The 26,993-nt window shown below is 34.1% G+C and carries 23 protein-coding genes; 20 read left to right on the top strand and 3 right to left on the bottom strand.

All coding sequences use genetic code 11. From position 1 onward, the window contains the following. The first annotated feature begins 4 nt into the window (after positions 1 to 4). Together Q0X14_RS03060 and Q0X14_RS03055 are read left to right on the top strand one after the other, a co-directional pair. Complete coding sequence (locus tag Q0X14_RS03060; RefSeq protein ID WP_297842270.1) at positions 5 to 2,107, top strand: fibronectin type III domain-containing protein; 2,103 nt, start codon at positions 5 to 7, stop codon at positions 2,105 to 2,107. A gap of 14 nt (positions 2,108 to 2,121) precedes the next feature. After that, on the top strand, positions 2,122 to 4,092 hold the full coding sequence (locus Q0X14_RS03055) for a hypothetical protein (protein WP_297842268.1): 1,971 nt from the start codon (positions 2,122 to 2,124) through the stop codon (positions 4,090 to 4,092). Positions 4,093 to 4,095: 3 nt separating this feature from the next. Here Q0X14_RS03055 and trxA read toward each other — a convergent pair whose 3' ends face one another. Then, a complete protein-coding gene (trxA, locus tag Q0X14_RS03050) occupies positions 4,096 to 4,911 on the bottom strand; it encodes a thioredoxin (protein ID WP_297842266.1) in 816 nt (271 codons plus the stop codon). Positions 4,912 to 5,057: 146 nt separating this feature from the next. On the opposite strand from trxA, the gene Q0X14_RS15590 reads away from it, so the two are divergent. The 11 genes from Q0X14_RS15590 (at position 5,058) to Q0X14_RS03000 (ending at position 17,604) form a co-directional block, all read left to right on the top strand. Beyond that, positions 5,058 to 5,444, top strand: a complete 387-nt coding sequence (locus Q0X14_RS15590) for a Rieske (2Fe-2S) protein (RefSeq protein WP_366522789.1) — start codon at positions 5,058 to 5,060, stop codon at positions 5,442 to 5,444. A 4-nt stretch (positions 5,445 to 5,448) separates the two neighbouring features. Continuing rightward, positions 5,449 to 8,178: a hypothetical protein gene (locus tag Q0X14_RS03045; RefSeq protein WP_297842263.1), complete on the top strand. Its 2,730-nt coding sequence runs from the start codon at positions 5,449 to 5,451 to the stop codon at positions 8,176 to 8,178. 88 nt (positions 8,179 to 8,266) lie between these two features. Next, a complete protein-coding gene (gene pafA, locus Q0X14_RS03040; RefSeq protein WP_297842260.1) occupies positions 8,267 to 9,898 on the top strand; it encodes an alkaline phosphatase PafA in 1,632 nt (543 codons plus the stop codon). A gap of 377 nt (positions 9,899 to 10,275) precedes the next feature. Then, entirely contained in the window at positions 10,276 to 10,722 is a 447-nt protein-coding gene (locus Q0X14_RS03035; RefSeq protein ID WP_297842257.1) for a MerR family transcriptional regulator, read from the top strand. Next, positions 10,719 to 12,923 (top strand): molybdopterin-dependent oxidoreductase, encoded by a 2,205-nt coding sequence (locus tag Q0X14_RS03030; RefSeq protein ID WP_297842254.1) that lies wholly within the window; start codon positions 10,719 to 10,721, stop codon positions 12,921 to 12,923. Before Q0X14_RS03035 ends, Q0X14_RS03030 begins: the two co-directional genes overlap by 4 nt. A gap of 1 nt (position 12,924) precedes the next feature. Continuing rightward, positions 12,925 to 13,464, top strand: a complete 540-nt coding sequence (locus tag Q0X14_RS03025) for a 4Fe-4S dicluster domain-containing protein (RefSeq protein ID WP_297842251.1) — start codon at positions 12,925 to 12,927, stop codon at positions 13,462 to 13,464. A 10-nt stretch (positions 13,465 to 13,474) separates the two neighbouring features. Then, positions 13,475 to 14,440 (top strand): NrfD/PsrC family molybdoenzyme membrane anchor subunit, encoded by a 966-nt coding sequence (nrfD, locus tag Q0X14_RS03020; protein ID WP_297842248.1) that lies wholly within the window; start codon positions 13,475 to 13,477, stop codon positions 14,438 to 14,440. A 14-nt stretch (positions 14,441 to 14,454) separates the two neighbouring features. Continuing rightward, complete coding sequence (locus Q0X14_RS03015) at positions 14,455 to 15,030, top strand: YeeE/YedE thiosulfate transporter family protein (protein ID WP_297842245.1); 576 nt, start codon at positions 14,455 to 14,457, stop codon at positions 15,028 to 15,030. Next, positions 15,027 to 15,632: a YeeE/YedE thiosulfate transporter family protein gene (locus Q0X14_RS03010; RefSeq protein ID WP_297842243.1), complete on the top strand. Its 606-nt coding sequence runs from the start codon at positions 15,027 to 15,029 to the stop codon at positions 15,630 to 15,632. The genes Q0X14_RS03015 and Q0X14_RS03010 overlap by 4 nt, the downstream gene beginning before the upstream one ends. After that, positions 15,629 to 16,303: a rhodanese-like domain-containing protein gene (locus Q0X14_RS03005; RefSeq protein WP_297842241.1), complete on the top strand. Its 675-nt coding sequence runs from the start codon at positions 15,629 to 15,631 to the stop codon at positions 16,301 to 16,303. The genes Q0X14_RS03010 and Q0X14_RS03005 overlap by 4 nt, the downstream gene beginning before the upstream one ends. Before the next feature lie 35 nt (positions 16,304 to 16,338). Beyond that, the gene (locus Q0X14_RS03000; RefSeq protein ID WP_297842239.1) at positions 16,339 to 17,604 is read left to right on the top strand and encodes an outer membrane protein transport protein; all 1,266 of its coding nucleotides are present in this window, start codon (positions 16,339 to 16,341) and stop codon (positions 17,602 to 17,604) included. Positions 17,605 to 17,649: 45 nt separating this feature from the next. Here the strand turns inward: Q0X14_RS03000 and Q0X14_RS02995 are convergent, their stop codons facing one another. Beyond that, the gene (locus tag Q0X14_RS02995; RefSeq protein ID WP_297842236.1) at positions 17,650 to 17,964 is read right to left on the bottom strand and encodes a carboxymuconolactone decarboxylase family protein; all 315 of its coding nucleotides are present in this window, start codon (positions 17,962 to 17,964) and stop codon (positions 17,650 to 17,652) included. A gap of 22 nt (positions 17,965 to 17,986) precedes the next feature. Beyond that, entirely contained in the window at positions 17,987 to 19,042 is a 1,056-nt protein-coding gene (locus Q0X14_RS02990) for a hypothetical protein (RefSeq protein WP_297842234.1), read from the bottom strand. A gap of 192 nt (positions 19,043 to 19,234) precedes the next feature. Here Q0X14_RS02990 and lpdA point away from each other — a divergent pair, with 192 nt between their 5' ends. The 7 genes from lpdA to lipA are packed head-to-tail and all read left to right on the top strand — an operon-like array spanning position 19,235 to position 26,880. Continuing rightward, complete coding sequence (gene lpdA, locus Q0X14_RS02985; RefSeq protein WP_297842231.1) at positions 19,235 to 20,638, top strand: dihydrolipoyl dehydrogenase; 1,404 nt, start codon at positions 19,235 to 19,237, stop codon at positions 20,636 to 20,638. 12 nt (positions 20,639 to 20,650) lie between these two features. Continuing rightward, the gene (locus tag Q0X14_RS02980) at positions 20,651 to 20,935 is read left to right on the top strand and encodes a nucleotidyltransferase domain-containing protein (RefSeq protein ID WP_297842228.1); all 285 of its coding nucleotides are present in this window, start codon (positions 20,651 to 20,653) and stop codon (positions 20,933 to 20,935) included. Further along, positions 20,932 to 21,375, top strand: coding sequence for a hypothetical protein (locus Q0X14_RS02975; RefSeq protein WP_297842226.1), 444 nt, complete (start codon positions 20,932 to 20,934; stop codon positions 21,373 to 21,375). Before Q0X14_RS02980 ends, Q0X14_RS02975 begins: the two co-directional genes overlap by 4 nt. Further along, positions 21,368 to 22,060, top strand: a complete 693-nt coding sequence (gene lipB / locus Q0X14_RS02970) for a lipoyl(octanoyl) transferase LipB (protein ID WP_297842225.1) — start codon at positions 21,368 to 21,370, stop codon at positions 22,058 to 22,060. The genes Q0X14_RS02975 and lipB overlap by 8 nt, the downstream gene beginning before the upstream one ends. An 11-nt stretch (positions 22,061 to 22,071) precedes the next feature. Continuing rightward, positions 22,072 to 24,180 carry a dehydrogenase E1 component subunit alpha/beta gene (locus Q0X14_RS02965; RefSeq protein ID WP_297842224.1) on the top strand — a complete coding sequence of 703 codons (2,109 nt, stop codon included), beginning with the start codon at positions 22,072 to 22,074 and terminating at the stop codon, positions 24,178 to 24,180. A 43-nt stretch (positions 24,181 to 24,223) separates the two neighbouring features. Continuing rightward, a complete protein-coding gene (sucB, locus tag Q0X14_RS02960; RefSeq protein ID WP_297842222.1) occupies positions 24,224 to 25,918 on the top strand; it encodes a 2-oxoglutarate dehydrogenase, E2 component, dihydrolipoamide succinyltransferase in 1,695 nt (564 codons plus the stop codon). Between the two features lie 41 nt (positions 25,919 to 25,959). Then, the gene (lipA, locus tag Q0X14_RS02955) at positions 25,960 to 26,880 is read left to right on the top strand and encodes a lipoyl synthase (protein WP_297842220.1); all 921 of its coding nucleotides are present in this window, start codon (positions 25,960 to 25,962) and stop codon (positions 26,878 to 26,880) included. Positions 26,881 to 26,993 lie beyond the last annotated feature (113 nt).

Below are 26,993 nucleotides of genomic sequence, written 5' to 3'. Positions count from 1 at the left end.
TGGTATGAACAATTTCAGCATAAAAATAATTTCAACAGTAATTTTTCTTTTAGCAGTAAACATTTTTGCTCAAACTGAAAATGAATCATTGGATTCAATTAAAAACATTACTGTTCTTGCAAACATTAAATCGAATGAAGTAATTATTCGATGGGCACCACCGGATTATATTGCCTGGTCAAGAGGAAATGACAATGGTTATAAGGTTATTAGATTTAGAGTGAATTTAGAAGGGAAAAAACCTGTTGAAGCACAACAAATTGGAAATGATACAATTAAACCTCTACCGCTTGAAGCGTGGAAATCAAAATTTCCACAGAACCATCAGTTTGCACCAATTGCTGCACAAGCACTGTATGGAAAACAATTTCGAATTAGTGAACAGAACTTTGACGCTGCAAATGTAAGAACTCTGTCCCTTGAACAGGAACTTCGTTACTCATTTGCATTATTTGCAGCAGATATGGATGCAGATGTAGCAGATGCTTTAGGGTTACGACTAGTTGATAAATCCATTGAGAAGGATGAGCAGTACCTTTATGCTATTATACCATATGATTTATCCAGAATGGATACAGGATTTGTTTTCGTTGATACAAGATTTCCAAATGAAATTCCTAAAGCTCCGGATCTTGAAAAAAATGAACTGGAAAATCAAATTGAATTGCGGTGGAGCAGAGAAGAGTATCAACCTGAATTTACTGCTTATTGGATTGAAAGAAGTGAGGATGGGAAAAACTGGAAGAGATTAAATCAAACTCCTTATCTTCAGGCAACACAGGACCCCACTCAGCAACCTGATAAATACATTTATTACACCGATACAACAATTGCAAGAAACTATCTTTTATATAAGTATCGTTTGATAGGAATTACTCCATTTGCTGAATTAAGCGAACCTTCAAACATTATAGAGGCAATGGGAAGAGACCGAACATCTCCTGAACCACCTGTCATAACTTCAATTATAGATTTAAATGGTAACATAGAATTGGAGTGGAAACTTGAGAATCCTCCATCAGATTTAAAAGGTTTTATCATTGGCAGAAGCGGTTCAATTGGTGGGCAATATGAACAAATCACATCTGATTTATTGAGCACATCAACGAGAAAATTTGTTGATAGAAATCCTGATCGAATTGATGAGAATTATTACATAGTATTCGCAGTAGATACAGCAAGCAATGTCAGTGCATCTATGCCTGCTTATGGATTTTTAATTGATTCTATTGCACCAGCTAAACCGATTGGATTAACAGGAGCTATTGATACTCTCGGAATCGTAACTCTTCGCTGGCCTTTGGGAGCCGATCCAGATATAACCGGTTACAGAGTTTACTTCGCAAATGCTGAAGACCACGAGTTTAGTAATCTCACACCTTATCCGATTCAGGATACTGTTTTTGTGGATACGATTAGTCTGAATACACTGACAAAAGAAATATTTTATCAGATTGCTGCTGTCGATAGAAATTTTAATCACAGCGTTCGCTCTGATATATTGAAATTAATAAAACCTGACATTGTTCCGCCGGTTACTCCGCTAATCTCCGATTATCTTGTAACAGATACCGCTGTGGTACTAAATATTATCCCAAGCTCAAGTGAAGATGTGGCTGAACACATTCTGTTCAGAAAAGGTGAAAAGCAAACTGGTTGGTCACAAGTTATGGCATTTAAAAATAATTTCGATTTCTCTAAAAGGATTATTGATAAAGATGTAACAGGTCCGAACTATTATTTGTACTCTCTGCAAGCTGTTGATAGCTCAGGAAATAAATCTGAATTATCTCCAACAGTTGGTGTCAAAGTAAAACAAAATTTAAAAGGTTTTCAGATAGATAATCTCACTGCAAGTTATGATACTCAAAAGAAAGTGGTTATGCTTAATTGGCAAAAGCCAAAGAGCAACTTTAACTATTATGTGATTTATCGAAAGGTGAATGGCGGAAAGTTTGAAAATTATGCCTCTGTCGATTCTGATAAGACAATTTTTACGGATAATGAGTTAATCTATCAAGGTGAGTATCAATATGGAATTAAAGCAGTTTCTGGTAATGCCGAATCAACAATAACAATTTCATCACCTGTTTTAGTTAAAAATTAAACTTAGAAATTCTTATGAAAATATCCGTCATATTTTTTCTAATCATAATTTTGATTATTGCTATTCCTTTATTGGCTCAGCAGGATTCACAATCTGAAAATTCAAATTTTGTCAAAGAAAATTTCAGAATAGGTGGTGAGATTGGCGCCTATGGAGAATACTACACAACCAATAATGAATTTGCCCGAAGACCAAATGCTACAGGAAGATTATTTTTCAGACCTACAATTGACTTATTCGATTTAATTCAGATACCTTTTGAATTTTTAATTTCAACTGAAGGTAGTTCCGCCCGACAAAATATCAATCAGTTCGGAATAAATCCTAAATGGAGTTGGGGTTCATTACATCTTGGTGATTTCAGCACTGAATATTCCCGGTACACCCTTAGTGGCGTACTTATTCGTGGTGGTGGAATTAATCTTAACCCAGGCAATTTTAGATTTTCGACTGCTGCCGGATTTACAAGAAGATCAGTTCCTGGTGGTGCGCAGGATGGAAGCTTTAAAAGATTTCTCCTTGCATCCAAAATTGGTTATGGAAATGAATCAGTCAGCTTTCTTGATTTAATTTTTCTCCGTGCAAAAGATGAAATTTCTTCATTAGATCGAAATGACAAAAGCATCACAATCTTATCTCCAAACGGAAATGATGTTCTTGATATTGGTGCCCTCATTTCAATTACATGGAATTCAGTCAATGTTGGTGGTGCTATTAAAATTGAATTATCAAGAGATGGCGGTTCAACTTTTGAAATTATTGCAGATAATCAACCTAATGTTGGTTTTTATAACTGGACAGTTACAGGACCAATTTCTTTTGAAGCTTTGATAAAAGTTTCAAGTCAGGATGATTCAACAGTTTTTGATTTAAGTGATAATTACTTTTCAATAGGTTCTGGTGTTCAGACTTCAATTGTTTCAAATAAAAATAATATTATAAATCAAAATTCTGTAACCCCACAGGAAAATTTAGTGCTCGGAACAAAAGGAAAAATTTCTTTTCTTAATAATGTTGTAAGTTTTGATTTCGATGCTGCCGGTAGTGTTTATTCAAGAGATTTAAGAGCTTCTGAACTAAATCTCGACTCATCAGATATTCCTTCATTCATATCTAAAATTTATAAACCTCGTGTGGGAACTAATTATGATTTTGCATTCAATACTTCACTTGCTTTGAGGTTCAGCGCTTTCAGTACAAAAATCGGATATCGAAGAATTCAACCTGGTTATAATTCACTCGGCACAGCTTATCTTCACAATGATATTCAGGAATTTTCGATAATGAATAACATCAGAATTTCAACTGTAAATCTCAATTTATCTTATATCAGACAAACTGATAATTTGCTTGACCAAAAAATATTTACAACAGCAAGAAACATTATTACAGCAGGCATTAATGTTAGGTTAACAAATAGTTGGACGAGTACTGTTACAGGCAATTTGCTTTTTATGGCTAACGATTCGAATAATGACTCAACTAAGATTGATTTCAATAATTTGGTGCTGAATTTCAATAATAATTTTTCTGTCGATCCGAAAGGTTTTATGAAGACGATTAACATAAATTATTCTTTGCAGAATACTGACAATAAATCATATCTGCTTAAAAATAATACAACAATTATTCATTCTTTGAATTTAGGATTAGGTTTTGGTATAACCTCAGATTTAAGTTCAAATTTTAGCGCGGGATTTGTTAACTCAAGTATTTTTGATACTGTAAAATCATTTACACATAATTACGCACTTAATTTTCAGAATAAAGCTTTTTCAAATAAACTGAATTCAGCATTGAATTTGTCAACAGCATTTAATCAAGGAAATAAATCTTACAGAGCAAGCTTAAGCAACGGTTATAATCTGACTGATGCAGATAACATTACCTTATCTTTTTCATTCATGAGATTTGATGGAAAAACTTTCAGAGGCGGTAGTTTTAATGAATTTATAACAAGCTTAAGTTATAATCATCGATTCTGATGATTAAACATATAGCGCTCTGCTAAATTCTCTTCTGTACTTTAATGTTGTTTCGTGCTCTTCACCAAGATACTTAAAAATTGCAATGCAGGCTTTTCTTGCTCCTTCATCATCGTATGCTTTATTTTCACGAATTACTTCAATGAATTTTTCAAGTGAGCTTTCGAAATTTTTATCACGTAAATCTTTTATAGCATCAATATAAATTTTCTTCACTGAATCCTCGGGTAGCTCATCAGGATTATTTAATTTCCCGAATAACTGACTCATTGTTGTTATTGCTTCAGCTAACTCCACAGTGTGGTTAGATAGCTGTGCACTTTCAACAAGTCTAAGAGCTTCTTTTGGATTTTCATAAACTAAAATTTTTGCAAGAAGAATTTTTACTTCACCATTGTTAATATCACCATTGTGAACCTGTTCGAGAATAACTTTTGCATCTTCTATTTTACCTTCGGCCAAAAGCTTTTTTGCTTTCTCGATCATATCAGAAAATTTACTCGGAATTGATTTGCGTAACCATTCTTCTATCATATGCTCGGGCAAAGCACCAGTGAATTCATTTATAACTTTACCTTTATGAAAAAGTTTAACATTTGGAATTCCTCTGATTCCGTATTCAGCTGCGATATCAGGATACAAGTCTGTATTTAATTTTACAAGTTTCCATTGGTCTTTATATTTTTCTGCAAGTCGTTCCAAAACAGGACCGAGAATTCTGCATGGAGCGCACCACTCAGCCCAGAAGTCAACTAAAACGGGTGTGATGAAACTTTGTTCAATTACATCTTTCTGAAAATTATCTGTATCGTATTTCATTTTCTAACCTTTTATTTAATTATCGGCAATAAGATGATTATGAATTAATTTGGTTTTAAACTTACATCACAAAATTAATTATTAACTAAAGTTTCTTTAATGAAATAAATCACTAATTTTGAAATAAGTTATATTCAGAATTTATTGTGAACAGAAAACAATTTCTTAAAATATTTTTTCCCTCATTCGGAGTTATTTTAATTTATCTCTGGGATAGACTTACAAAAAATATTTTTGATTCTAATTTTAGAGAAAAGCAAACAGCCCTTACCAATGATTTTCCAAATGGAATTACTTTACAGAAGGACTTCATAATAATTAAGAATAAAGACAAGTTAAAAATATTTAGTTCCAGGTGCTCTCATCTGGGATGCAGAATAAATAATGTGAATAAAAATATTTTTACTTGCCCTTGTCATGGTTCTCAGTTTGATTTAAATGGAATTCCGATAAAGGGTCCTGCAGCCAAAAGTTTAACGGAACTTAAATTCAAAATGGATTCAAAACAAAATCAGATAATTATTTTTTCCTGAAGTGTTGAAGAAAAGATTTAAAGCATTTAGTGATTTTTGGAATCTTCCTTTTGGAAATGTTGCTACAGCATCATTTATCATTGCTGTTGTAAGTGGAGTGTTTATCGCTCTTCCGTATGATGTAAAGAATCCTTATGAGTCTGTTTCGGAGTTATTGCTTCTGAGTCCTGCCGGAGTTTTTTTTAGAAATGTTCATTACTGGTCTGCACAAATTTTTCTTATCTTTACAATACTTCATATAATCGATCATCTTAAAAGAAAGACTGAGTATAAAGTAAAAGATGGAGTTTGGTTTCGTTTAACTGCTTCTATTGTAATAACTTTTTTTGTAATGCTCAGCGGATTCATACTGAAAGGTGACGCCGATTCTCAGCAAGCTTATTCAATATTTAGTTCGCTCCTAAAAGAAATTCCTTTTATTGGTGATAGTATTGCTTTTACTTTACTCGGAAGAGAAAGCGATTATCAGATTGTATATGTGAATCACATTGCTACTGCTACAATAATTTTATCAATATTAATTATCGAGCACTCTAAAATTATCTGGCCGAAGATTTCAGTTTTTTTATACTCATTAATTTCTTCTGCATTGCTTGGGTATGTTTTTGCGCCAATGTTGAACGATGGATTACATCAGGTTGTCAAAGGTCCGTGGTACTTTGTAGGATTGCAGGAAATCCTTCATTGGATTTCTCAAACTCAATTAGTGTTATTGTTTACTTTTCTTCTGCTCTTAGCATTTTATTACTTAAAAAAATCTTCTGATAAAATCGCAACACTTATTAAAAAATCATTCGTATTTCTTGGACTAATTTATTTGTTACTTACTATTATCGGATATTATTTCAGAGGAGAAAACTGGGAGTTTGTATTTCCCTGGAATAACACATATAAATTCATCTCTGATTTTCAACCTCTTGCAAGTTTTTCTGATATTGATGTGAATGAGATTTCTTCCGAGAAATTTAAAACAGTTTTGGGTAGGAAAGAAGGTTGTATAGTTTGTCATCAAATGGAAGGAATTGAATCATCACACAATCCTGAAGCAATCGGTTGCTATAGTTGTCATCGAGGTAATGCATTTACGCTTAATAAAAATTCTGCACATCGGGGAATGATTTTGATACCAGGAAATATTGAAGATGCTCATATTACTTGTGGTACTGCCCAGTGTCATTCTGATATTGTTCCGAGAATTAATAATTCGATTATGTCAACGCTTAGTGGAATAGTTAGTGTAAATCGGTTTGTTTTTGATGAGAGCAATTCACCAACAATGTTAAACCATATAAAAGATATTAAGCTGAGTGATGCTGATTCACATTTGCGAAATCTTTGTGCATCGTGCCATTTAGCAAATCCGAAAACTGAACTAGGACCAATCAACGAGCTTTCACGTGGTGGTGGCTGTAATGCTTGCCATTTGAATTACAGTTCGGAAGCAGAAGATGAATTAAATATTTATTTGAAGTCAAAAGTTAAATCTCTGAATTCAAATGAAAGTTCAATAAAAATTCCTTCGATACATCCTCAGTTAAATCTAAGCATCTCAAATAATCATTGTTTTGGTTGCCATAGTCGTTCAGGAAGAATTTCAACAAATTATGAAGGATGGTATGAAACATTGACTCAGTGGGATAAAGTAAATGAAAAACAAAAATTCAGACTATTAGCTGATGGAAGAGTATTTCAAAAAACGGATGAGGACATACATCATAAAGCAGGAATGGAATGTATTGATTGTCATATTGCTCAGGAGGTAATGGGAGATGGAAATCTTTACAAACACAAAGAAGAACAAGTAAAAGTTCAATGCACAGATTGTCATTCACAAAAAGTTAAATCAATCAGTTATAATGAATTGGATTATGAATCAAGAAAAATTATTGATTTAAGAAAATCATCTCGCTCAGAAGCAAAATTTATTTCTAGTGAAAACGGAAACATTGCCTTAACAAATTCATTCATTGATAAAGCAGGGAACAAATTTTTAATAACAAAAAGTGGTAATGATTCTTTGCAGCTAAAGTCACCAGCGTTTATTTGCATTGAAGGAAAATCACATCAAAGATTATCCTGCAATTCGTGTCATACTCAGTGGGTTTCTTATTGTGTTGGTTGTCATACGGAATATAATCCGAATGAAGAAGGTTTTGATTTGTTGGAAAATAAAGATATCAAAGGAAGCTGGATTGAAAATGCATCTGAGTTTTATCAGGATTATCCTGCACTCGGAATTAAAAAAGATAAGTCCGGAAAAGAAATTATAGATACTTTTATTCCCGGAATGATTATAAAACTTGAGAAACTTAAATCCGACAAGAATAAAAAAATATTTAAGAGACTTTTTGCACCGACATTTTCACATACAATAAACAAAAAGGGAAGAACTTGTCAATCGTGTCATAATAATTCTTTAACACTCGGTTATGGTAAAGGGGAAATGAAATTTTCTTCTGACGGTAAATGGAGTTTTAAACCGAAATTCAAACTTCTTCCGGAAGATAATTTACCTATGGATGCATGGATTGGATTTTTCAAAACAAGAGATAAATCATCAACAACAAGAGAAACAACAAGACCATTTAATGCAGATGAGCAGAAAAGAATTTTAACTGTCGGTGCCTGTTTAACTTGTCACGATGAAAATTCTGAGATTATGAAAGCAAGTTTATTTGATTGGGAAAGTGTTTTGAAGAAAGTCAGTAATAAATGTGTTTTGCCAAAATATTAATAAATTGTTAATGCGCATCATTTATTGCACAGTTTTTTAGAAATCATTTAAGTTTGCAACTCATTGTTCAATAAAATTTTTACTTTATATGAAATTCAAATCAATCACATTCATTTTTATTCTTATAGTAACTTCATCTTTACTAGCTCAGGTTCAACGACCAAAATTGGTAGTTGGTGTTGTAGTCGATCAGATGCGTTTTAATGATCTTTATCGTTACTATCATCTTTACGGTGAAGATGGTTTTAAAAGACTTGCGGAAAAAGGTAGCAACTTTACTTTTGCTCATTATAATTATGAATTAACAAGCACCGGTCCCGGACATGCATCAATTTATACCGGAACAACTCCGTTTTTCCATGGAATAATTGGAAATGATTTTTATGATAAAAGAAATAAACGGATGCTGAATTGTGTTCAGGATGATTCACAAACCTCAGTTGGAACTGAAAACTCAAATGGTAAAAAGTCGCCTGTCAATCTTCTTGCTTCAACTATAACAGACGAATTAAAACTTTTCACAAATAAAAAATCAAAAGTTATTTCTGTTTCGATCAAAGATAGAGGTGCAATACTTCCTGCAGGACATTTGGCCGATGCTGCTTATTGGTATGATAACAAAACCGGTAAATTTATTACATCAACTTATTATATGAGTAAGCTTCCTGATTGGGTTAATAACTTTAATTCAAAAAAATATCCGAACAAATATCTTTCAAATGATTGGAGCTTATTGTTAGATAAATCGGCATATGAAAATAATCCTTCTGATGAATCGAAATATGAAAAAGATTTATTTAATGAAGGTAAAACATCGTTTCCACATTCTTTCAAAAATCTTAAATCTGATGAAAAGTATAATGCATTTCAGTTTACACCGTTTGCAAATCAACTTGTTCTTGATTTAGCCAAAGAGGCAATTGTGAGTGAAAAGCTCGGACAAAATGAATATCCGGATTTTCTTGCAATCAGTTTTTCTACACCTGATTTAATAGCTCACGAAGTAGGGAATTACTCTTATGAACTTATGGATATTTATTTGCGAATTGACCGACAGATTGCTGAGCTTTTGAATTTTCTTGATCAGAAAATCGGAAAAGATAATTATCTATTATTCCTCACATCTGACCATGCAGGAATTGAAACACCAGCTTATCTGAAAGAAAACAGAATGCCTGTTGGTGGAATTGGAAATAGCAGAGTTAGAGATTCATTGATGGCTTATGCTAAAAGAGAATTCAGTTCTGAAGAAATAATCGAAAATTTTTCTAACAGACAAATTTTTCTGAATCGTGAATTCATAAGCCGTGAAGGATTGGATATCTCTTTAGTTCAAAGAAAAATAAAAAATTATCTGAGAGATACATTTTCAGAAATTCAAACAATCGTTACTAGAGAATTCCTGGAAACTCAGGTTGCCTCAAGAACAAATTCTAATTCAATATTAAATGGCTGGAATCCATCGCGTTCAGGAGATATTGCTTATAACTTAATGCCAGGTTATCTGAATAATTTTCTTGAGAAAGGAACAACTCACGGCTCAGCTTATTCTTACGATACTCATATACCTTTAATATTCTACGGCTGGAAAATTCCTGCTGAAGAGATTAATAAACCTGTGTTTGTAGTTGATATAGCTCCAACAATTGCTAACCTATTAAAAATTAATGAACCAAACGCTTGTATCGGAACTCCATTATTTGAAGAAAAGGAAGATTAGTTCTTTAAAATGGATTAATTATTTGAGTTTAGATCTCAATAAAAAATTTTTATTCTTGAAATCGAGGAGATATTAATCATTAAGGATTCTTATTTGGTATTTAAGTCATTAGTGATGAAGTAATTCCGTAATCTTTAACCATTCTTATAAAATCTCAAAAAATGCCAACAGAGTTTTTCCAGTCAGCAGAGTAAATACTTAATTCTAAAAAATACTTTACTTCACTTAATCATTTTTTATTTATAAAAAAATTTTTTGTCATTTTCTTAGTTCTGAAAAAAATCATTTGATTTTTTAACGAAAACAAAGAAAAAACTAAGAATTATATCTGGCAATTAAGTTGGTATTTATAAATATCAAAATTAAAAATTGAAAAGATGTTTTACGAAATACCACAAGATGAGCCAATTTATCCGATAAGCACTGCAGCTAAAATGCTAAACATTTCTGTTCATACTTTAAGAATGTACGAAAAAGAAAATCTCATTATTCCGTTCAAGAAGTCGACTAATCATCGTTTGTATTCCCAATCAGATATCGAGAGAATAAGATGTATTCGGAATGCAATTAACGAATCAAAGATTAGCATTAACGGAATTAAATCAATCTATTCTATGATGCCGTGCTGGGAATATATCGGTTGTTCTGATGAGGAAAGAGAAAATTGTCCTGCATATCATTCTCATAGTGAACCTTGTTGGGCAATAAAAGGCAAAGGTACTGTATGTGAAAAGAAAGAATGCAGAAATTGTGATGTTTATAATAAATTCAGTGAATGTTCAAACATAAAAAGTTTTATAAAAAATTTAACGAGGGTTAAATGAACTCAATTTCCCGAAGAAGATTTCTAAAAATTTCCGGAGCGACAATAGCTACTGCAGCCATACTAACAGGTGCCAGTAAGACACTTGTTAAAGGTGCGGATAAGATAAATAAAGAAAAAGTTAAAGGTATTCAAAAGATTCCTACCTATTGTGATTTGTGTTTCTGGAAATGTGGAGCCATAGCTTATCTGAAAGACGGAGAACTCTGGAAAGTTGAAGGAAATCCGATGGATCCATTAAGTAAAGGAAGACTTTGTCCGAGAGGAACAGGCGGAGTAGGTGCTCATTATGATGAAGATAGATTGAAGACTCCGTTGATAAGAAAGAATCTTCGTGGCGAAGAAAAATGGGTTGAAGTAACCTGGGACGAAGCATTCGATTTTATTGCTGACAAAATGAACAAGATTAAAAATCAATATGGACCTGAATCAGTAGCTTTGTTCAGTCACGGAATTGGTGGGAATTTTATTAAGCATTTATTAAGAGCTTATGGTAGTCCAAATGAAACTGCTCCATCTTTTGCACAATGCAGAGGACCAAGAGAAGTAGGATTTGAATTAACATTCGGAGATGTTGTTGGATCGCCTGAAAGAACAGATATTGAAAACACAAAATGTCTTGTACTGATTGGTTCTCACCTTGGTGAAAATATGCACAACACACAAGTACAGGAATTTTCTCATGCTGTTCAGAAAGGTGCATCAATCATTGTTGTTGATCCACGATTTTCTGTCGCTGCAAGCAAAGCAAAATTTTATTTACCAATAAAACCAGGAACTGATTTGGCATTACTGCTTGCATGGATGGGAGTTATAGTCAGAGAAAAACTATACGATGCTGACTACATTGCAAAGTATGGTTATGGCTTTGATAAGTTTGCTGCAGAAGTTTCTCATTACACACCTGAATGGGCTTACATTGAAACAGGAATAGAACCTGAATTAATAGTTGAAACTGCCCGAGAGATGGCCCGCTATAAACCAGCAACTCTCGTTCATCCTGGAAGACATGCTACCTGGTATGGTGATGATACTCAGCGAAGCAGAGCTATTGCTTTACTTAATGCACTTCTTGGTAGCTGGGGAAGAAAAGGTGGTTTTTATGTCCCTTATTCATTCTCAATTCCTAAATATCCTTATCCACCTTATCCTGAATTGAAAAAAGAACCATTGGATAATCCTGGTGGCAAATATCCTTTTGCAACAGGAGAACAAATTTCAACAGGAATCAGAGAAGCAACTATCACAGGTCAACCATATCCGATTAAAGGTTGGTTTGTTTATGGAACAAATCTGATGCAGGCATTACCAAACAGAGATGAAACGATTAAAGCCATACAAAATTTAGACTTAATGGTTGTAGTTGATGTTGTTCCAAGTGAAATTGCTGGTTGGGCAGATGTTGTTCTTCCTGAGTCAGTTTATCTTGAAAGATATGATGACTTAAATACTTCACCATTCAGAGAAGGTTTTGTAGGAATTCGTCAGCCGGTTATAGATGAACCAAATGATCAGAAACCAAACTGGTGGATTGCAAAAAAGCTCGCAGAGAAACTTGGTCTGGGAAATTACTTTCCCTGGAAAGATGTGGAAGAATATCTTGATACGAGACTTAAAGCTGCTGGATTATCATTGGATGAATTAAAGAAAGTAGGAATTGTCAAAGCACCTGAAAGACCAATTTATTTTGAAGATGGTGTTGAACCTGAATTTCCAACTCCATCAGGCAAGATTGAATTTTATTCAGATCAACTTGCTCAGGCAGGGTTTGATCCGGTTCCAAGATATACAAAACATGAGCAACCACCTGAAGGATATTTCAGATTACTTTATGGCAGAGCGCCGGTTCATACATTCTCGAAAACACAATCAAATCCTTTGTTGCGTGATATGATGAGTGAAAATGAATTGTGGATTAATGCTGATATGGCTGCAAAGATCGGAATTAAAAATGGACAGAAAGTTAGATTAAGAAATCAGGATGGTGTTGTGAGTGATGCAATAAAAGTAAAGACTACTGAAAGAATTCGAAGAGATTGTGTTTATATGGTTCACGGTTTCGGGCAGAAATCAAGACAGCTTCGCTCAACTTATAAAAAAGGTGCCAGCGATGCTGAACTAATTACTAAATACAATACAGACCCTTTAATGGGAGGAACAGCAATGAATGTAAATTTCGTAACTATTGAGGCGGAGGTGTAATATGCCAAGATACGGAATGGTGATAGATACAAAAAAATGTGTAGGTTGTCAGGATTGTGTTGTTGCTTGTAAAACTGAAAACAACATTCCTGAAGGTTATAACAGAGATTGGATCGTAACAGAAGTAAAAGGAAAGTTTCCTACAGTTCAAATGGAAATAAGAACTGAAAGATGTAATCACTGTTCAAATACACCTTGTGTTTCTTGCTGCCCGACTGGCGCAAGCCATATTCATGAATTTGGCGGGATTGTTTTAGTTGATCACGAAATGTGCATCGGTTGTAAAGCTTGTGTTGAAGCTTGTCCTTATGATGCAAGATATATCCATCCTGATGGGTACGCTGACAAATGTACTTTCTGCATTAACAGAGTTGAAAAAGGGCAAAACCCTGCTTGTGTAGAAGTTTGTCCGACTCATTGTATGTACTTTGGTGATCTGGATGATCCAAACAGTGAAGTAAGTAAATTATTACAATCCAGGAAATGGCATGTTAATCTTCCTGATGCAGGAACAGAACCAAATATCTTTTATTTAATCTGAGGTAATGAATATGATTTTAGCAGAACAAATAATTGAATTAACAACTACAAGACACAATCCACATGTTGATCCTTTTATGGCGATGTGGGAATGGCAAATACCGATTTATCTTTTTCTCGGTGGAATGGTCGCCGGAATGATGATCATTTCCGGTTACTTTATCTTTTCCAATAGATATAAGGTTACAAACTGTGCTTGTTTCTCAATACCATTTACTGCTTTGGTACTGATAAGTGTTGGAATGTTTGCATTATTTCTTGACCTTGCACATAAACCATATGTCTGGAGATTGTACACAACTTTTCAGGTTAAATCTCCAATGTCGTGGGGTGCCTGGATACTTCTTTTAATTTATCCTGCATTGATTGCAAATATTTTAATGAAACCTTCGCCCTGGATGTTAAGATTTATTCCTAAGCTTTCAGACATCTCCGCAAAAATTAATCAACATCCTTTTCTAATAAAGAATATAGGAATACTTAATATGCTCTTTGGCTTAATGCTGGGAGCTTATACAGGAGTTCTATTAAGCAGTATGGGTTCACGACCTTTGTGGAATACATCATTGTTGTGGGTATTATTTTTAACTTCAGGTTTATCAACTGCTGCTGCTTATGTTCATCTTATTGCAAAGAATAAAGAGGAAAGTGAGTTGCTTGCAAAAGCTGATAATGGTTTTATAACAGTTGAGTTATTCATTTTTGTGATGATGTTTCTCGGTTTACTTTCTTCAGCCAAACCGCATATTGAAGCAGCACAGCTTTTATTGACCGGTCCTTATGCTCCTGCTTTCTGGGTTTTTGTTATTGGATTAGGTTTAATAATTCCTCTTATCATTCAGCTTCTTGCTGTAAATCATAAAATAAAACATACACCGATAGCGCCAATACTTGTTATAATCGGTGGTTTGATACTAAGATTTATTATTGTTGAAGCTGGTCAATATAGTCATTGGTTCAACGCTCACTTTAAATAACGGAGAATATTTTTATGACAACATTAGTTCAGAAATTATCCAGTGTGTTAACCAAGGATAAGGAAGTGGTCGAAGTAAAAACTAAACCATATTCCAATCCTTATTTAACTGGAATTGGATTAGGACTCGTACTTCTTGCTGCATTTGTAATAATGGGCAGAGGTCTTGGAGCATCCGGTGCAATGTCAACATTAGTTGCAGTTGGAGTTAACACTGTTGCACCAGAACATACTCAGTCAAATCCATTCTATTCGGAGTATCTTGGCGATGGAACTACAAATCCACTAAAAGATTGGTTGGTATTTGAAGTGCTTGGAGTTCTTGCTGGTGGTTTTATTTCCGGTTCACTTGCAGGAAGAGTTAAAAAGGGAATAGAAAAAGGTCCGAATATAACATCAAAGAAAAGACTTCTCTACGCATTTGTTGGAGGAAGTCTTATGGGAATAGGAGCTAAACTAGCCAGAGGTTGTACAAGTGGTCAGGCACTAACCGGCGGTGCTTTACTGAATCTTGGTAGTTGGGCTTTTATGATGATGGTTTTTGCCGGTGGTTATGCAGCAGCTTACTTTTTAAGGAGACAGTGGTTATGAACGCACCATTTTATAAATTCGGTTTATTCAATACCGATGTGAGTTTAATTTTTGCTTTTATTATCGGTATAGGTTTTGGATTCGCACTCGAAAGAGGTGGATTCGGAAGCGCAAGAATTCTTGCAGCTCAATTCTATTTTTCTAATATGAGAGTTCTCAAAGTAATGTTTACAGCTATCGTAACAGCTATGTTAGGATTGTATTATCTATCGGTAATAGGTTTTGTTGATTTGTCTCTTATCTACATCAGCGAAACTTATATTTTACCTCAGGTTATTGGTGGACTAATACTTGGAATTGGATTTGTAATTGGAGGATATTGTCCAGGAACTTCAGTCGTATCTTTTGCAACAGGAAAGCTCGATGGACTGATGTATATCCTGGGAGTTATGTTCGGAATTTTCATTTTCGGAGAAATCTTTCCTTTCATAACTGATTTTTATTATTCAACAAATATGGGAAGCGTTACACTTCCGCAGTTTTTCCATCTTTCCTACGGCATGGTTGTATTTCTTGTTGTTGTAATGGCAGTTGGTGCATTCGCATTAGCTGAATGGAGTGAAAAGAAATTTGCTCATAGAAATCCGGAGAATCAATTATGAAAAAGTTATTCTCAGAACTCGATTTAAAATATAAGTTAGCAATCATTGCAGTATTACTTGGTGTGGTTGCTTTATTTGCCGGCGATCCATACAATGGAACTTCTGTTAAAGTAAATGTTAAAGATATTGCATTAAGCACTGTTAAAGAATCAGATAAAATTAATCCAACTGACTTAGCTGACTGGATAATTCAGGGGAAAGCTGATTATGTTTTAGTTGATTTGAGAACTCCAGATAAATATGCTGAGTACACTTTACCTGAAGCAGAAAACATTCCGCTTGTTGAACTTCCTAATTCTGATTTGTTGAGAAATCAGAAAATTATTTTATTCTCAGATGATGAAGTTGTTGCCGCTCAGGGCTGGTTTATTCTTAAAGCAAAAAAATATAATTCAGTTTACATACTTGAAGGTGGATTAAATGGTTGGAAAGACAAAGTCGTATTTCCAAAAGTACCTGCTAATCCAACTAAAGATGAATTGGCAAAATTCGAAAAGCTTAGAGCAGTTGCTCAATATTTTGGTGGCGATCTTGTAACCGAAACTTCTTCAAGTGAAATAAGAAAAGAAATTAAACTCCCAACTTCCACAGTTGCGCCTCAATCAACACAGCCAACTACAGGAAGTAGGAAATTTACTGCTCCTAAAAAGAAAAAGAGAGAAGGGTGCTAGTTCTTAACAATAACATTTAAAATCAGGAGAGATAAATGAAAAAATCTTTTGTTGTTCTAATTCTTTTGTTCGGATTTTTAAGTCAATCAACATTTGCAACTGACGGATACTTTCGTCACGGTTACGGAATAAAATATTCAGCACTTGCCGGTTCCGGCGTTGCTGTTTCATTAAGCTCTTTGGGAGCGATTACTAATCCTGCTTCGATAATCAGAACTAACAATTCTATAGAAATTAATCTTTCAGTATTTAGTCCGAATCGTGATTATACAATTACCGGTAATCCAAGTGGTTTCCCACAAACATTTGGATTAACTCCAGGCAAAATAGAGAGTAATAAAAATATTTTCTTCTTCCCAACAATTGGATTGAAAAGAGGAATCGCAAATAATATGGCAATTGCACTTTCAATTTATGGAAATGGGGGTATGAATACTGACTATCCGGCTCAGACTTTTTATGAATCTTCTTCACCGAACACAGGAGTGAATATCGAGCAACTGTTTGCGAATCTAACTTACGCAATTGAATTAACAAAAGGACATACATTTGGTGTGGCTGGTATTTTTGGTTGGCAAAGATTTGCTGCAAAAGGTTTAGCAGCTTTTAGTCCATTCTCAAGTGACCCGGCTAATCTTTCTGGTAATTCATGGTCAACTTCAACTGGTTTTGGATTCAAGGTTGGATATCAGGGAATGCTGACCGATTGGTTAAGCATTGGTGCAACTTACCAATCAAAAATTAATATGAGTGAGTTTGAAAGATATGCTGGTTTGTTTGCTGAAAAAGGTGATTTTGATATTCCGGCAAATTGGACTGCAGGGGTTGCTGTTTCTCCGAATAAAGATTGGACATTTTTATTAGATGTAAAACAAATTCTTTACAGTGGAATAAAATCAGTAAGCAATCCGATGCTTCCGAATCTTCAGACAAGTCAACTTGGTAAAGATGATGGTGCAGGATTCGGTTGGAAAGATATTACAGCAGTGAAATTTGGTGTGATGTACAAAGCTATCGAAAATTATACTTTAATGGCCGGATATTCTTATAATGAAAATCCAATAAAAGAATCTGAAGTAATGTTTAACATTCTTGCTCCAGCCGTAATTCAGAATCATATAACTGCAGGAGTTACCAGAAAAATCAGCGAAGATAGTGATTTAACATTAGCATTTATGTATGCACTGAACAACAGTGTTAAAGGCGCTAATCCACTTGAAGCACCAGGACAGCAATCCATTGAAATTGCAATGCGTCAATGGCAAATTGAAATTGGTTATTCTTTCTGTCTTATCAAATAAACCAATTATCTCTTTTTATCAAAAGGCATCGATTATAGATGCCTTTTATTTTTTCTCTAATACATCTTCAACCCAACTCATAGCTGCCATTGTTGAAGGCAAACCAATCGTTGGTAGTGCAAGCATTACTGTCTGCATAATTTCTTCTTTTGAACAACCAACCTCGAGTGCTTTTCTGGTATGTGAATGAACTGCACCTTCAAGTCTGGCGCCTGTAGAAATTGCCAGTTTAATTAATGCTCTGGTTTTATCATTCAACGGACCTGCTTTGTGAACCGCTTTACCAAGTTGTTCGTAAGCGTTTGCTACATCAGGAAAATCCTTCTGAAACTTTTCAAATCTTTTTGGTAAATCACTCATTGCAATGCTCCTTTATTTGTGTTTAATTACTAAGTAACAGATAATAAAAAGATCTTGATAAAAAATATTTTATTCTTTTTATACCTCTTTCTGATTGAGAATCTTTCCAGCAGAAGGCAACTATTTTTCTGAATTGAGGAAAAAGATTCAGCATCTCATTAACTTCTTCAGCATATTTAGATTTATTCCTGTTAAGAAATTTTTGGAATAGTTTTCTGAAAAAAGTTGAAAGAAAAACATACCAGATAAATGTCAGGATCAGAGAGCGAATAATCATTACAAGTACTTCATATCTAGTATCGGAATATTCAGGAAACAAAAAAGTTAATAATAAAACAATTAAAGAAATTATAATTATTATCAAACCTGTTGGTCTTAAAATCCATAAACGTTTCTTTTTTCTTTTATCTTTTTTAGGTATTGCATCAACATTGTCGCTGAAATTAATTTTTTGCAATGTTTCAGAGTAAAGTTTAATCTTATCTGGCAATTTACCTGCATACAAACCTATTATAATTCCCACAATCACATGAATTCCAACATAACTTAAAATTATAATTAAACTATAATTCAAATCAGGATGAATACCGATTTGTAAAAATTCATTGCTTACTCCTTTTATAAAAATATTAATTGATTTCCATAATGTGTTTCCGAATAGTACTGTTAACACAATTATTTTCTGAATACCGGAATATAAAAGAGTAAGTATTCCGAGTATGAGAGCCGACAATCTGAAAAACTTTTTATTGTAAAAAACCAGAAAACCCAAAAGTCCCTGAATAAAAACAGCAAGATATGCTGTTAAAGGTGAGTGTGGACTAACGGCAGCTTTAACCAATATTACAATCAATGTAGCTTTTAGGATTTCTTTACTTTTTTCCGAGAACAAAGCAATTAAGGAAATAAACAGAACTGCTGCAGCATTTATAAACGCTCCACGAAATGGTAATGACAGAGCGTGAAGTATTCCTCCAAAAGCAGATTCACTGAAAGCCCATAACGCTGTTATACGGAAAATGGATAAATCTTTAGCAGATAAAGAATTGTTTTGCAAATGTGTAAAATTATCTTTCATGTAGATTTTATTTTCTTTAACTAAACTAAGGAAAAGCAACTTTTATTCAATATTATATAAAAAATGTTGGGTTAATACTCAAATGAGATCTTTCTGAACTCAAAAGTCATAAAACCTGTTAATAAGGTTTAATTATTAAAAGTGAGTTTTTATATTTGTTTCGCAATTAATAACTAATCAGGAAAATTTTTAATGGCAAATCATTATCAAATTGCCGTCCTCGGTGGCGGACCGGGTGGCTATGTTGCTGCAATTCGGGCTGGTCAGCTTGGTTTCAAAACAGTTGTTATTGATAAGGATAATTTAGGCGGTATTTGTTTGAATTGGGGCTGTATTCCAACAAAATCCTTGTTAAAAAATGCCGAGATATACGATACATTTAAAAATCATGGTAAAGATTTCGGCATCACTGCCAAAGAATTGACATTCTCTTTCAAAGACATTATCAAGCGAAGTCGTGATATCGCAGATCGCATTTCTAAAAATGTAGAACTTCTTGTTAAGAAAAATAAAGTTGACAGAATAAGAGGTTTTGGTAAACTCATCAGTCATAACCAGATTGATGTGTTTGATAAAGATGGAAAAAAGATTGATTCTATCATTGCTGATAAAATAATAATTGCAACAGGTGCACGACCACGAACTATTCCACAAATTCCTGTAGATAGAAAAAATATCATTACCAGTACAGAGGCAATGATACTTGAAGATTTGCCGAAAGAACTGATTGTTATTGGTGCCGGTGCTATCGGGATTGAATTCGCATACTTTTACAGTGTGCTTGGTACAAAGGTAACAGTTGTTGAAATGCTTGATAATATTCTTCCAATAGAAGATAAAGAAGTATCTCAAACTCTCGAAAAGAATTTTAAGAAAAGAGGAATCGAGATTTATACTAAAGCAACCGTTGAAAAGGCAGAAGTAAAAGGGAAAAAAGTAATTGTTACAATTAATCAGAATGGTAAGAAGATAGAACTCTCTGCAGAGAAATTATTAAATGCAATTGGTGTCGTTGGAAATGTTGAAGGTTTCGGACTCGAAGAACTTGGAATTGAGATATTCAAAAATCATATTAAAGTTGATAAGAATACTTACCAAACGAATATTCCGAATATTTATGCAATTGGCGATGTTATCGGTCCACCATGGTTAGCACATGTTGCATCAGCAGAAGGAATACATTGTGTTGAAGGCATAAAGGGAATTAAAAATCCACCAATTGATTATGATAACATTCCGGGTTGTACATATTGTCAGCCACAAGTTGCCAGTGTTGGATTAACAGAGCAAAAAGCAAAGGAACTTGGTTACGAAATTAAAGTTGGTAAGTTTCCTTTTATGGCAAGCGGAAAAGCATTTGCAGTTGGGGAAAGAGAAGGATTTGTTAAATTAATTTTTGATGCAAAGTATGGTGAAATATTAGGTGGACATATAATTGGTAGTGAAGCTACTGAATTAATTGCAGAGGTTGCGCTAGCAAGAGCACTTGAAGCAACAGGTCATTCAATTATTAAAACTGTTCACGCTCATCCGACTTTGTCTGAATCAATAATGGAAGCAGCAGCAAATGCTTACGGAGAGGCAATTCATATTTGATGAGTAAAGAATATGAGACTAAGCAAAGCCGAAATAGAAATTTTGCGAGAAGCTTTAAGAGAAATAGACCCTGATGCCAAATTATATCTTTTTGGTTCAAGGTTGTTCGATGATAGAAGAGGTGGAGATATTGATTTACTTGTTGTATCTAAAAAGTTGACTAAAAAAGATTTAAGAAAAATTAAAAGAGCATTTTATAATAAATTCGGTGAACAGAGAATAGATATTATTCTTGATAATGGCAGTTCAGATGATCCGTTTATCACAAAGGTAAGATCAGAAGCAGTTTTATTATGAGTAATCAAATATTAAAACAAAATATTGAATCACTTAATAAACAATTAAAATGGCTCGAAAGGTCTTTTAACATCTGTAAATCAATTGGAATTAAAGATTCTTACCGCGAAACTGAATTAGATAATTTTGAAACTCTCTCAGGAAGATTTGCTCGGTCGATTGATTTTTTAGTCCGTAAAGTTTTTAGATCTTTAGATGATATTGAATTTGAACCTCAAGGAACTTTAATAGACACAGTCAACAATGCTCATAAAAGAAATTTAATCAATGATATTAATATTTTTAATTCAATCAGAGATTTACGAAATGAAATTGTTCACGAATACCTTGAAGAAAACCTAATTGATAATTTTGATGAACTTTTGAAACTAACACCTGAACTAATTGATGTGATTAATAAAACTATCAAATACGCTAATCGATATATTTCGAATGAATAGACAATTAACATATTGCGATCTCGAATTTATTGATTATAAAGAAGCATGGGATTTACAATATCTTCTTCATAAGCAAAGAATAGAGGATATTATTTCAGACACTTTACTTTTACTTGAACATCCGAATACTTATACTCTTGGTAAAACTGCACACATTGAAAATTTAGTCGGTGGAAAAGATTTTCTCGAGAAAAATCATATCTCTGTTTATAATATCGATAGAGGCGGAGATATAACTTATCACGGACCCGGACAAATTGTTGGTTATCCGATTATCAAATTAACTGACTGGCATCAGGACTCTCACAAATATCTTCGCACACTTGAAGAAGTCATAATAAAAGTTTGTAATGATTATGGACTTACAGCCGGAAGAATTGAGGGATATACTGGTGTATGGATTGAAGATAGAAAAATCGCAGCAATAGGAATAAAAATCAGTCGCTGGGTAACGATGCACGGTTTTGCCTTCAATGTGAATACTAATCTCGATTTGTTTAATGGAATAATTCCCTGTGGAATTTCAGACAAAAGTGTTACATCACTTCAGAAAGAACTTGGCTGCGGAATTCCAATTAACGAAGTAAAAGAAAAATTGCTTCATCATTTTATGAATGAATTTAACTATACAGAAGTTGAATTTATTCCTAAAGAAAGTTTATTAAATCCAACTGTAAAAAACTGAAAGGTTTTTTGATGACAAAAAAAACAAACACACAGAAAACAAAAGTGAAATCATCGCTAAAGCCAACAAACGGTAAATCTATGATTGCGAAAATAAAAGCCGGTAATAAGGAGTTCACAAAGGATGAGCTGTTGCATGTTTTGAGAATGATGTTAAGAACAAGGACACTTGATAACAAAGCAATGAACCTATTAAGGCAGGGTAAAACATTTTTTCATATTGCTGCATCCGGACACGAAGCTGTTCAGGTTGCGATTGGAATTTCGCTCAATCCAAATAAAGATTGGTTATTTCCATATTACAGAGATTTAGGTACTGTATTGACATCAGGAATTACTCCGGAAGAAGTATTCCTTCAAACATTCGCAAAAGCAACTGACCCTGCAAGTGGTGGAAGACAATTACCAGTGCACTGGGGTTCAAAAAGAATTAATCTGCCAACTCAATCTTCTCCAACAGGGACACAATTTTTACAAGCTGTTGGAACTGCATTGGCTTCTGTGAAAAGAGGCGAAAGAAATATTTCATATGTAAGTAGCGGTGAAGGAACTACAAGTCAGGGTGAATTTCACGAAGCAGTAAACTGGGCAAGCAGGGAAAAGTTGCCTGTGTTGTTTGTAATTCAGAATAACAAATATGCTATATCAGTTCCTGTGAGTGCTCAAAGCGGAGGCAAAGGTCATTCAATTGCTGAAATGATGGCAGGCTTTGGAACTTTACACAGATTAAAAATTGATGGAACTGATTTTTTTGAATCTTATGAAAAGGTTCAGGAAGCAATAGATTATATCAAAAGTGGAAAAGGTCCGGCACTGATTGAAGCTGAAGTTGTAAGACTTCAATCCCATTCTTCTTCAGATGATCAGAAAAAATATCGCGATGAAAAAGAAATTGAAGAGGATATGAAAAAATGTCCGATTGAAAAGTTTGCAAAAGTTTTAATGGCTAAAGGAATTTTGACTGAAGAAGAATATTCGGAAATCAAAAAAGAAATTACTGATGAGATAAACGAAGCTTCAGACAGAGCATTCAAAGCACCTGATCCAAAACCTGAAGACGCAACAAAATTTGTATATGATGAAAGTGGTTTTAGGGAATCATTAGAATATGAAAAGAATGAGCCATCCGGAAATAAAATAGTGATGGTCGATGCAATTAATCATGCACTTCACGAAGAGATGGAACGAAATCCTGATATGTACATATTTGGAGAAGATATTGAAGATGGTAAAGGTGGAGTATTTACTGCAACAAAAGGTCTCTCAACAAGATTCACAAGGAAAAGAGTTTTCAATTCACCACTCGCAGAAGCAAGCATAATGGGTGTTGCAATCGGTATGGCATTCACAGGTTTGAAACCTGTTGTTGAAATTCAATTTGGTGATTATATCTGGCCTGCATTTATGCAAATGAAAGACGAATTAGCTACTATAAGATATCGATCTAACAATGCGTGGGAAAGTCCTGTTGTTACAAGAGTTGCAGTTGGTGGTTACATTCACGGAGGTTTGTATCATAGCCAGAACATCGAATCCATTTTTGCTCATGTTCCGGGAATATTTATCGCTTATCCTTCAAATGCAGCCGATGCTAAAGGACTTCTTAAAACAGCATGCAGAATTAAAGATCCGGTTCTTTTCTGTGAGCACAAAGGATTATACAGACAAAGTTTTGCAATGTCGCCGGAACCTGATGAAGAGTATTTGATTCCTTTTGGAAAAGCTAAAGTTGCTAAAGAAGGAAATGATGTTACAGTTGTTTCGTGGGGTGTGAGTTTCTGGGATGCGATGATTGCTGCAAAGAAATTGGAAGAAGAAGATGGTTATTCTGTAGAAGTAATTGATATCAGAACAATCATTCCTTTGGATGAAGAAACTATTTATAACTCGGTAAAGAAAACAAATAAGGTTATAATCATTCACGAAGATACTTTCACTGCAGGTTTTGGTGCAGAAATAGCAGCCCGGATTTCAGATAAGTGTTTCAGATTTCTGGATGCACCTGTAAAAAGAATAGCAGCTAAAGATGCGCATATTCCATATTCACCGATTCTTGAAAATGCTGTGCTTCCGAGTCGCGAAGAAATTTATAGAGGTATTAAAGAATTAATTCTCTACTAATAATCAATTAAAAGTCTGAATAAATTTTTATAGGAGTTACAAAATGGATATCATAATGCCGAAGATGGGTGAAAGTGTTAATGAAGGCACAATCATCAAATGGCATAAAAAAGTTGGCGATAAAGTAAAACGAGATGAAATTATTTTTGAAATAAGCACTGATAAAGTTGATACAGAAATTCCCGCTCCCGAAGATGGAGTTTTATCTGAAATCCTGGTAAATGAAGGTGAGACTGTCGAAGTAGGAACTGTTGTTGCCAGACTTCAAACTGAAGGTGGTGAAGTTGTGCAAAAAACAGAACCAAAGATCGTGGAAGAAGTTCCTCCGGTTCAAAAAGTAGAGGAAGTTGTTGAGCAAAAAGTTGAATCACAATCTGTAACATCATCCGCAACCTCTAACGGTAATATAATTGAAATCGCAATGCCTAAAATGGGCGAATCAGTTATGGAAGGAACAATAATCAAGTGGCATAAGAAAGTTGGCGATAAGGTTAAGAAAGATGAAACAATTTTTGAAATAAGTACAGATAAAGTTGATACAGAAATTCCATCACCTGAAGAAGGAACTTTAGTTGAAATTCTCGTGGGTGAACAGGAAACAGTTGAAGTTGGAACAATCGTAGCAAAGCTGGCAGTTGGTAGTGATGTAGTTATATCAAAACCTGTGACAGAAAAAGAACCGGTTACTGAAGTTAGAAGAGAAGAACCAGTTTCGATGCACGATAACTTTTCAGTTACAGAAAATATCAGAGAAGAATTAAAAACTGAATCTGACAGATTTTATTCACCATTGGTTTTAAGCATTGCTGAAAAAGAGAATGTAAGCTTCGATGAATTAAGAAAAATTTCTGGTAGCGGAATAGATGGAAGAGTAACAAAAAAAGATATTCTTGCATATATAGAACAAAGAAAATCAAAGACAACTAAAACACAAGAAGTTGTCTCGCAGACTTCTCAGCCACAGATTACCAAAACTGCTGCCCCTGCGCCATCATTTGTACCTGAAACTTCATCAACATATTCCTCAAGCGATGTTATTAAAATTCCAATGGATAACATCAGAATGAAGATAATGGAACATATGGTTCATAGTCGCGATACTTCAGTTCATGTTACAAGTATGATTGAAGCCGATATTACTCTTATTCATAATTTTATTAATCAGAAAAAAGATGAGTATCTGCAGAAAGAAAATGTTAAACTTACTTATATGGCATTCATTGCCGATGCAGTTGTAAAGTCACTTAAAAAATATCCACTTCTTAATTCAACAATCGATGGAAACACAATCCTGCAAAAGAAATTTATTAATCTCGGAATAGCTGTAGCAATTGAGCCAACAGGATTGATAGTTCCGAACATCAAAGGAGCAGGTGAAAGAAATACAATCGGTTTAGCAAAAGCAATCGCAGATTTAGCAAATCGTGCAAGAACCAAAAAGCTTACACCGGATGACATTTCCAATGGAACTTTCACAATTACAAATTATGGCGTCTTCGGAACTATTTTCGGAACACCGATAATAAATCAACCTGAGGTTGCAATTCTTGGTGTCGGAACCGTTCAGAAAAAACCTGTTGTTGTAGAAGTTAATGGATTAGATTCAATAGCCGTCAGACATATTGTTGCATTAACTTTATCACACGATCATAGACTGATTGATGGTATGTTAGGAGGACTGTTCCTGAAATCAATTAAAGATATTCTGGAGAATTTTGATCCGGAAAATTTTAACTAAGTTATTTGATATTAAATTGATTAGATGAAAGATCATTCTATATGCAGAAAATAAATCAACATCAGAAAGCATTTAAAGAACAAATTGAAAAGTCCAGACAGGATTTAGGAAAAAGACCTGAGTGGCTTAAAGTAAAATTACCGACCGGTGAAAACTACACTGATGTTAAGAATCTGATGCGAAGACAAAAGTTAAACACAGTTTGTGAAGAAGCCAGATGTCCAAACATTGCAGAATGCTGGAATCATCGCTCAGCTACTTTTATGATTTTAGGTGATACCTGCACACGAAGCTGTGGTTTTTGTAATGTAAAACTTGGAATTCCAAATGAACTTGATTTGAACGAACCTTACCGTGTTGTTGAATCAGTTATTGAATTGGATTTGAGACATGTTGTAATTACTTCAGTCAATCGTGATGAGCTGAAAGATGGTGGAGCAACAATTTTTAAAGAGTGTGTAAGATTAATTCGTGAACGAAAACCGGATTGCACTGTTGAAATTCTTATCCCTGACTTTAAAGGTGATGAAAATGCATTTGAAATAATTATGCAATCACCACCAGATATTCTTAATCATAATCTTGAAACAGTACCGAGATTGTATCACGCAGTCCGGCCACAGGCAAAATATGAAAGAAGTCTGAATCTTATCAGATGGTTCAAAAGTAAAGGACTTAAAACAAAAAGTGGAATTATGGTCGGAATCGGTGAAAAACCTGAAGAGGTGATTGAGTTGATGAAAGATTTGGTAAGTCACGGCTGTGATATTCTTACAATCGGACAATATCTTCAACCGACAAAACAACATCTTCCGGTTGACAGGTTTGTTACGCCTGAGGAATTCAGAATGTACAAAGAAGAAGGATTAAAAATGGGATTCAAAATTGTTGAATCCGCTCCTTTAGTCAGAAGTTCTTATCACGCTGATCAGCATGCGAGGGCGATTTTTAGCAACGACTAAATTTCAAATCATAAATTTGAGATTTTCCCTGAATGTGAGTTAAATTCGATCAGAATTAATTAATCAAAACTTAATACTTGATTTAAGAATTTTTTTTAATTTAGCAGCCGCTA

Source organism: Ignavibacterium sp. (assembly GCF_025998815.1).
Lineage (GTDB): Bacteria > Bacteroidota > Ignavibacteria > Ignavibacteriales > Ignavibacteriaceae > Ignavibacterium.
This window is presented reverse-complemented; position numbering and strand designations above follow the sequence as displayed.

Bases quoted from the DNA above. Each gene is read 5' to 3' on its own strand.
- Q0X14_RS03060 (WP_297842270.1), top strand. From the start codon at position 5: ATGAACAATTTCAGCATAAAAATAATTTCAACAGTAATTTTTCTTTTA.
- Q0X14_RS03055 (WP_297842268.1), top strand. From the start codon at position 2,122: ATGAAAATATCCGTCATATTTTTTCTAATCATAATTTTGATTATTGCT.
- trxA (WP_297842266.1), bottom strand. From the start codon at position 4,911: ATGAAATACGATACAGATAATTTTCAGAAAGATGTAATTGAACAAAGT.
- pafA (WP_297842260.1), top strand. From the start codon at position 8,267: ATGAAATTCAAATCAATCACATTCATTTTTATTCTTATAGTAACTTCA.
- Q0X14_RS03035 (WP_297842257.1), top strand. From the start codon at position 10,276: ATGTTTTACGAAATACCACAAGATGAGCCAATTTATCCGATAAGCACT.
- Q0X14_RS03030 (WP_297842254.1), top strand. From the start codon at position 10,719: ATGAACTCAATTTCCCGAAGAAGATTTCTAAAAATTTCCGGAGCGACA.
- Q0X14_RS03025 (WP_297842251.1), top strand. From the start codon at position 12,925: ATGCCAAGATACGGAATGGTGATAGATACAAAAAAATGTGTAGGTTGT.
- nrfD (WP_297842248.1), top strand. From the start codon at position 13,475: ATGATTTTAGCAGAACAAATAATTGAATTAACAACTACAAGACACAAT.
- Q0X14_RS03015 (WP_297842245.1), top strand. From the start codon at position 14,455: ATGACAACATTAGTTCAGAAATTATCCAGTGTGTTAACCAAGGATAAG.
- Q0X14_RS03010 (WP_297842243.1), top strand. From the start codon at position 15,027: ATGAACGCACCATTTTATAAATTCGGTTTATTCAATACCGATGTGAGT.
- Q0X14_RS03005 (WP_297842241.1), top strand. From the start codon at position 15,629: ATGAAAAAGTTATTCTCAGAACTCGATTTAAAATATAAGTTAGCAATC.
- Q0X14_RS03000 (WP_297842239.1), top strand. From the start codon at position 16,339: ATGAAAAAATCTTTTGTTGTTCTAATTCTTTTGTTCGGATTTTTAAGT.
- Q0X14_RS02995 (WP_297842236.1), bottom strand. From the start codon at position 17,964: ATGAGTGATTTACCAAAAAGATTTGAAAAGTTTCAGAAGGATTTTCCT.
- Q0X14_RS02990 (WP_297842234.1), bottom strand. From the start codon at position 19,042: ATGAAAGATAATTTTACACATTTGCAAAACAATTCTTTATCTGCTAAA.
- lpdA (WP_297842231.1), top strand. From the start codon at position 19,235: ATGGCAAATCATTATCAAATTGCCGTCCTCGGTGGCGGACCGGGTGGC.
- Q0X14_RS02980 (WP_297842228.1), top strand. From the start codon at position 20,651: ATGAGACTAAGCAAAGCCGAAATAGAAATTTTGCGAGAAGCTTTAAGA.
- Q0X14_RS02975 (WP_297842226.1), top strand. From the start codon at position 20,932: ATGAGTAATCAAATATTAAAACAAAATATTGAATCACTTAATAAACAA.
- lipB (WP_297842225.1), top strand. From the start codon at position 21,368: ATGAATAGACAATTAACATATTGCGATCTCGAATTTATTGATTATAAA.
- Q0X14_RS02965 (WP_297842224.1), top strand. From the start codon at position 22,072: ATGACAAAAAAAACAAACACACAGAAAACAAAAGTGAAATCATCGCTA.
- sucB (WP_297842222.1), top strand. From the start codon at position 24,224: ATGGATATCATAATGCCGAAGATGGGTGAAAGTGTTAATGAAGGCACA.
- lipA (WP_297842220.1), top strand. From the start codon at position 25,960: ATGCAGAAAATAAATCAACATCAGAAAGCATTTAAAGAACAAATTGAA.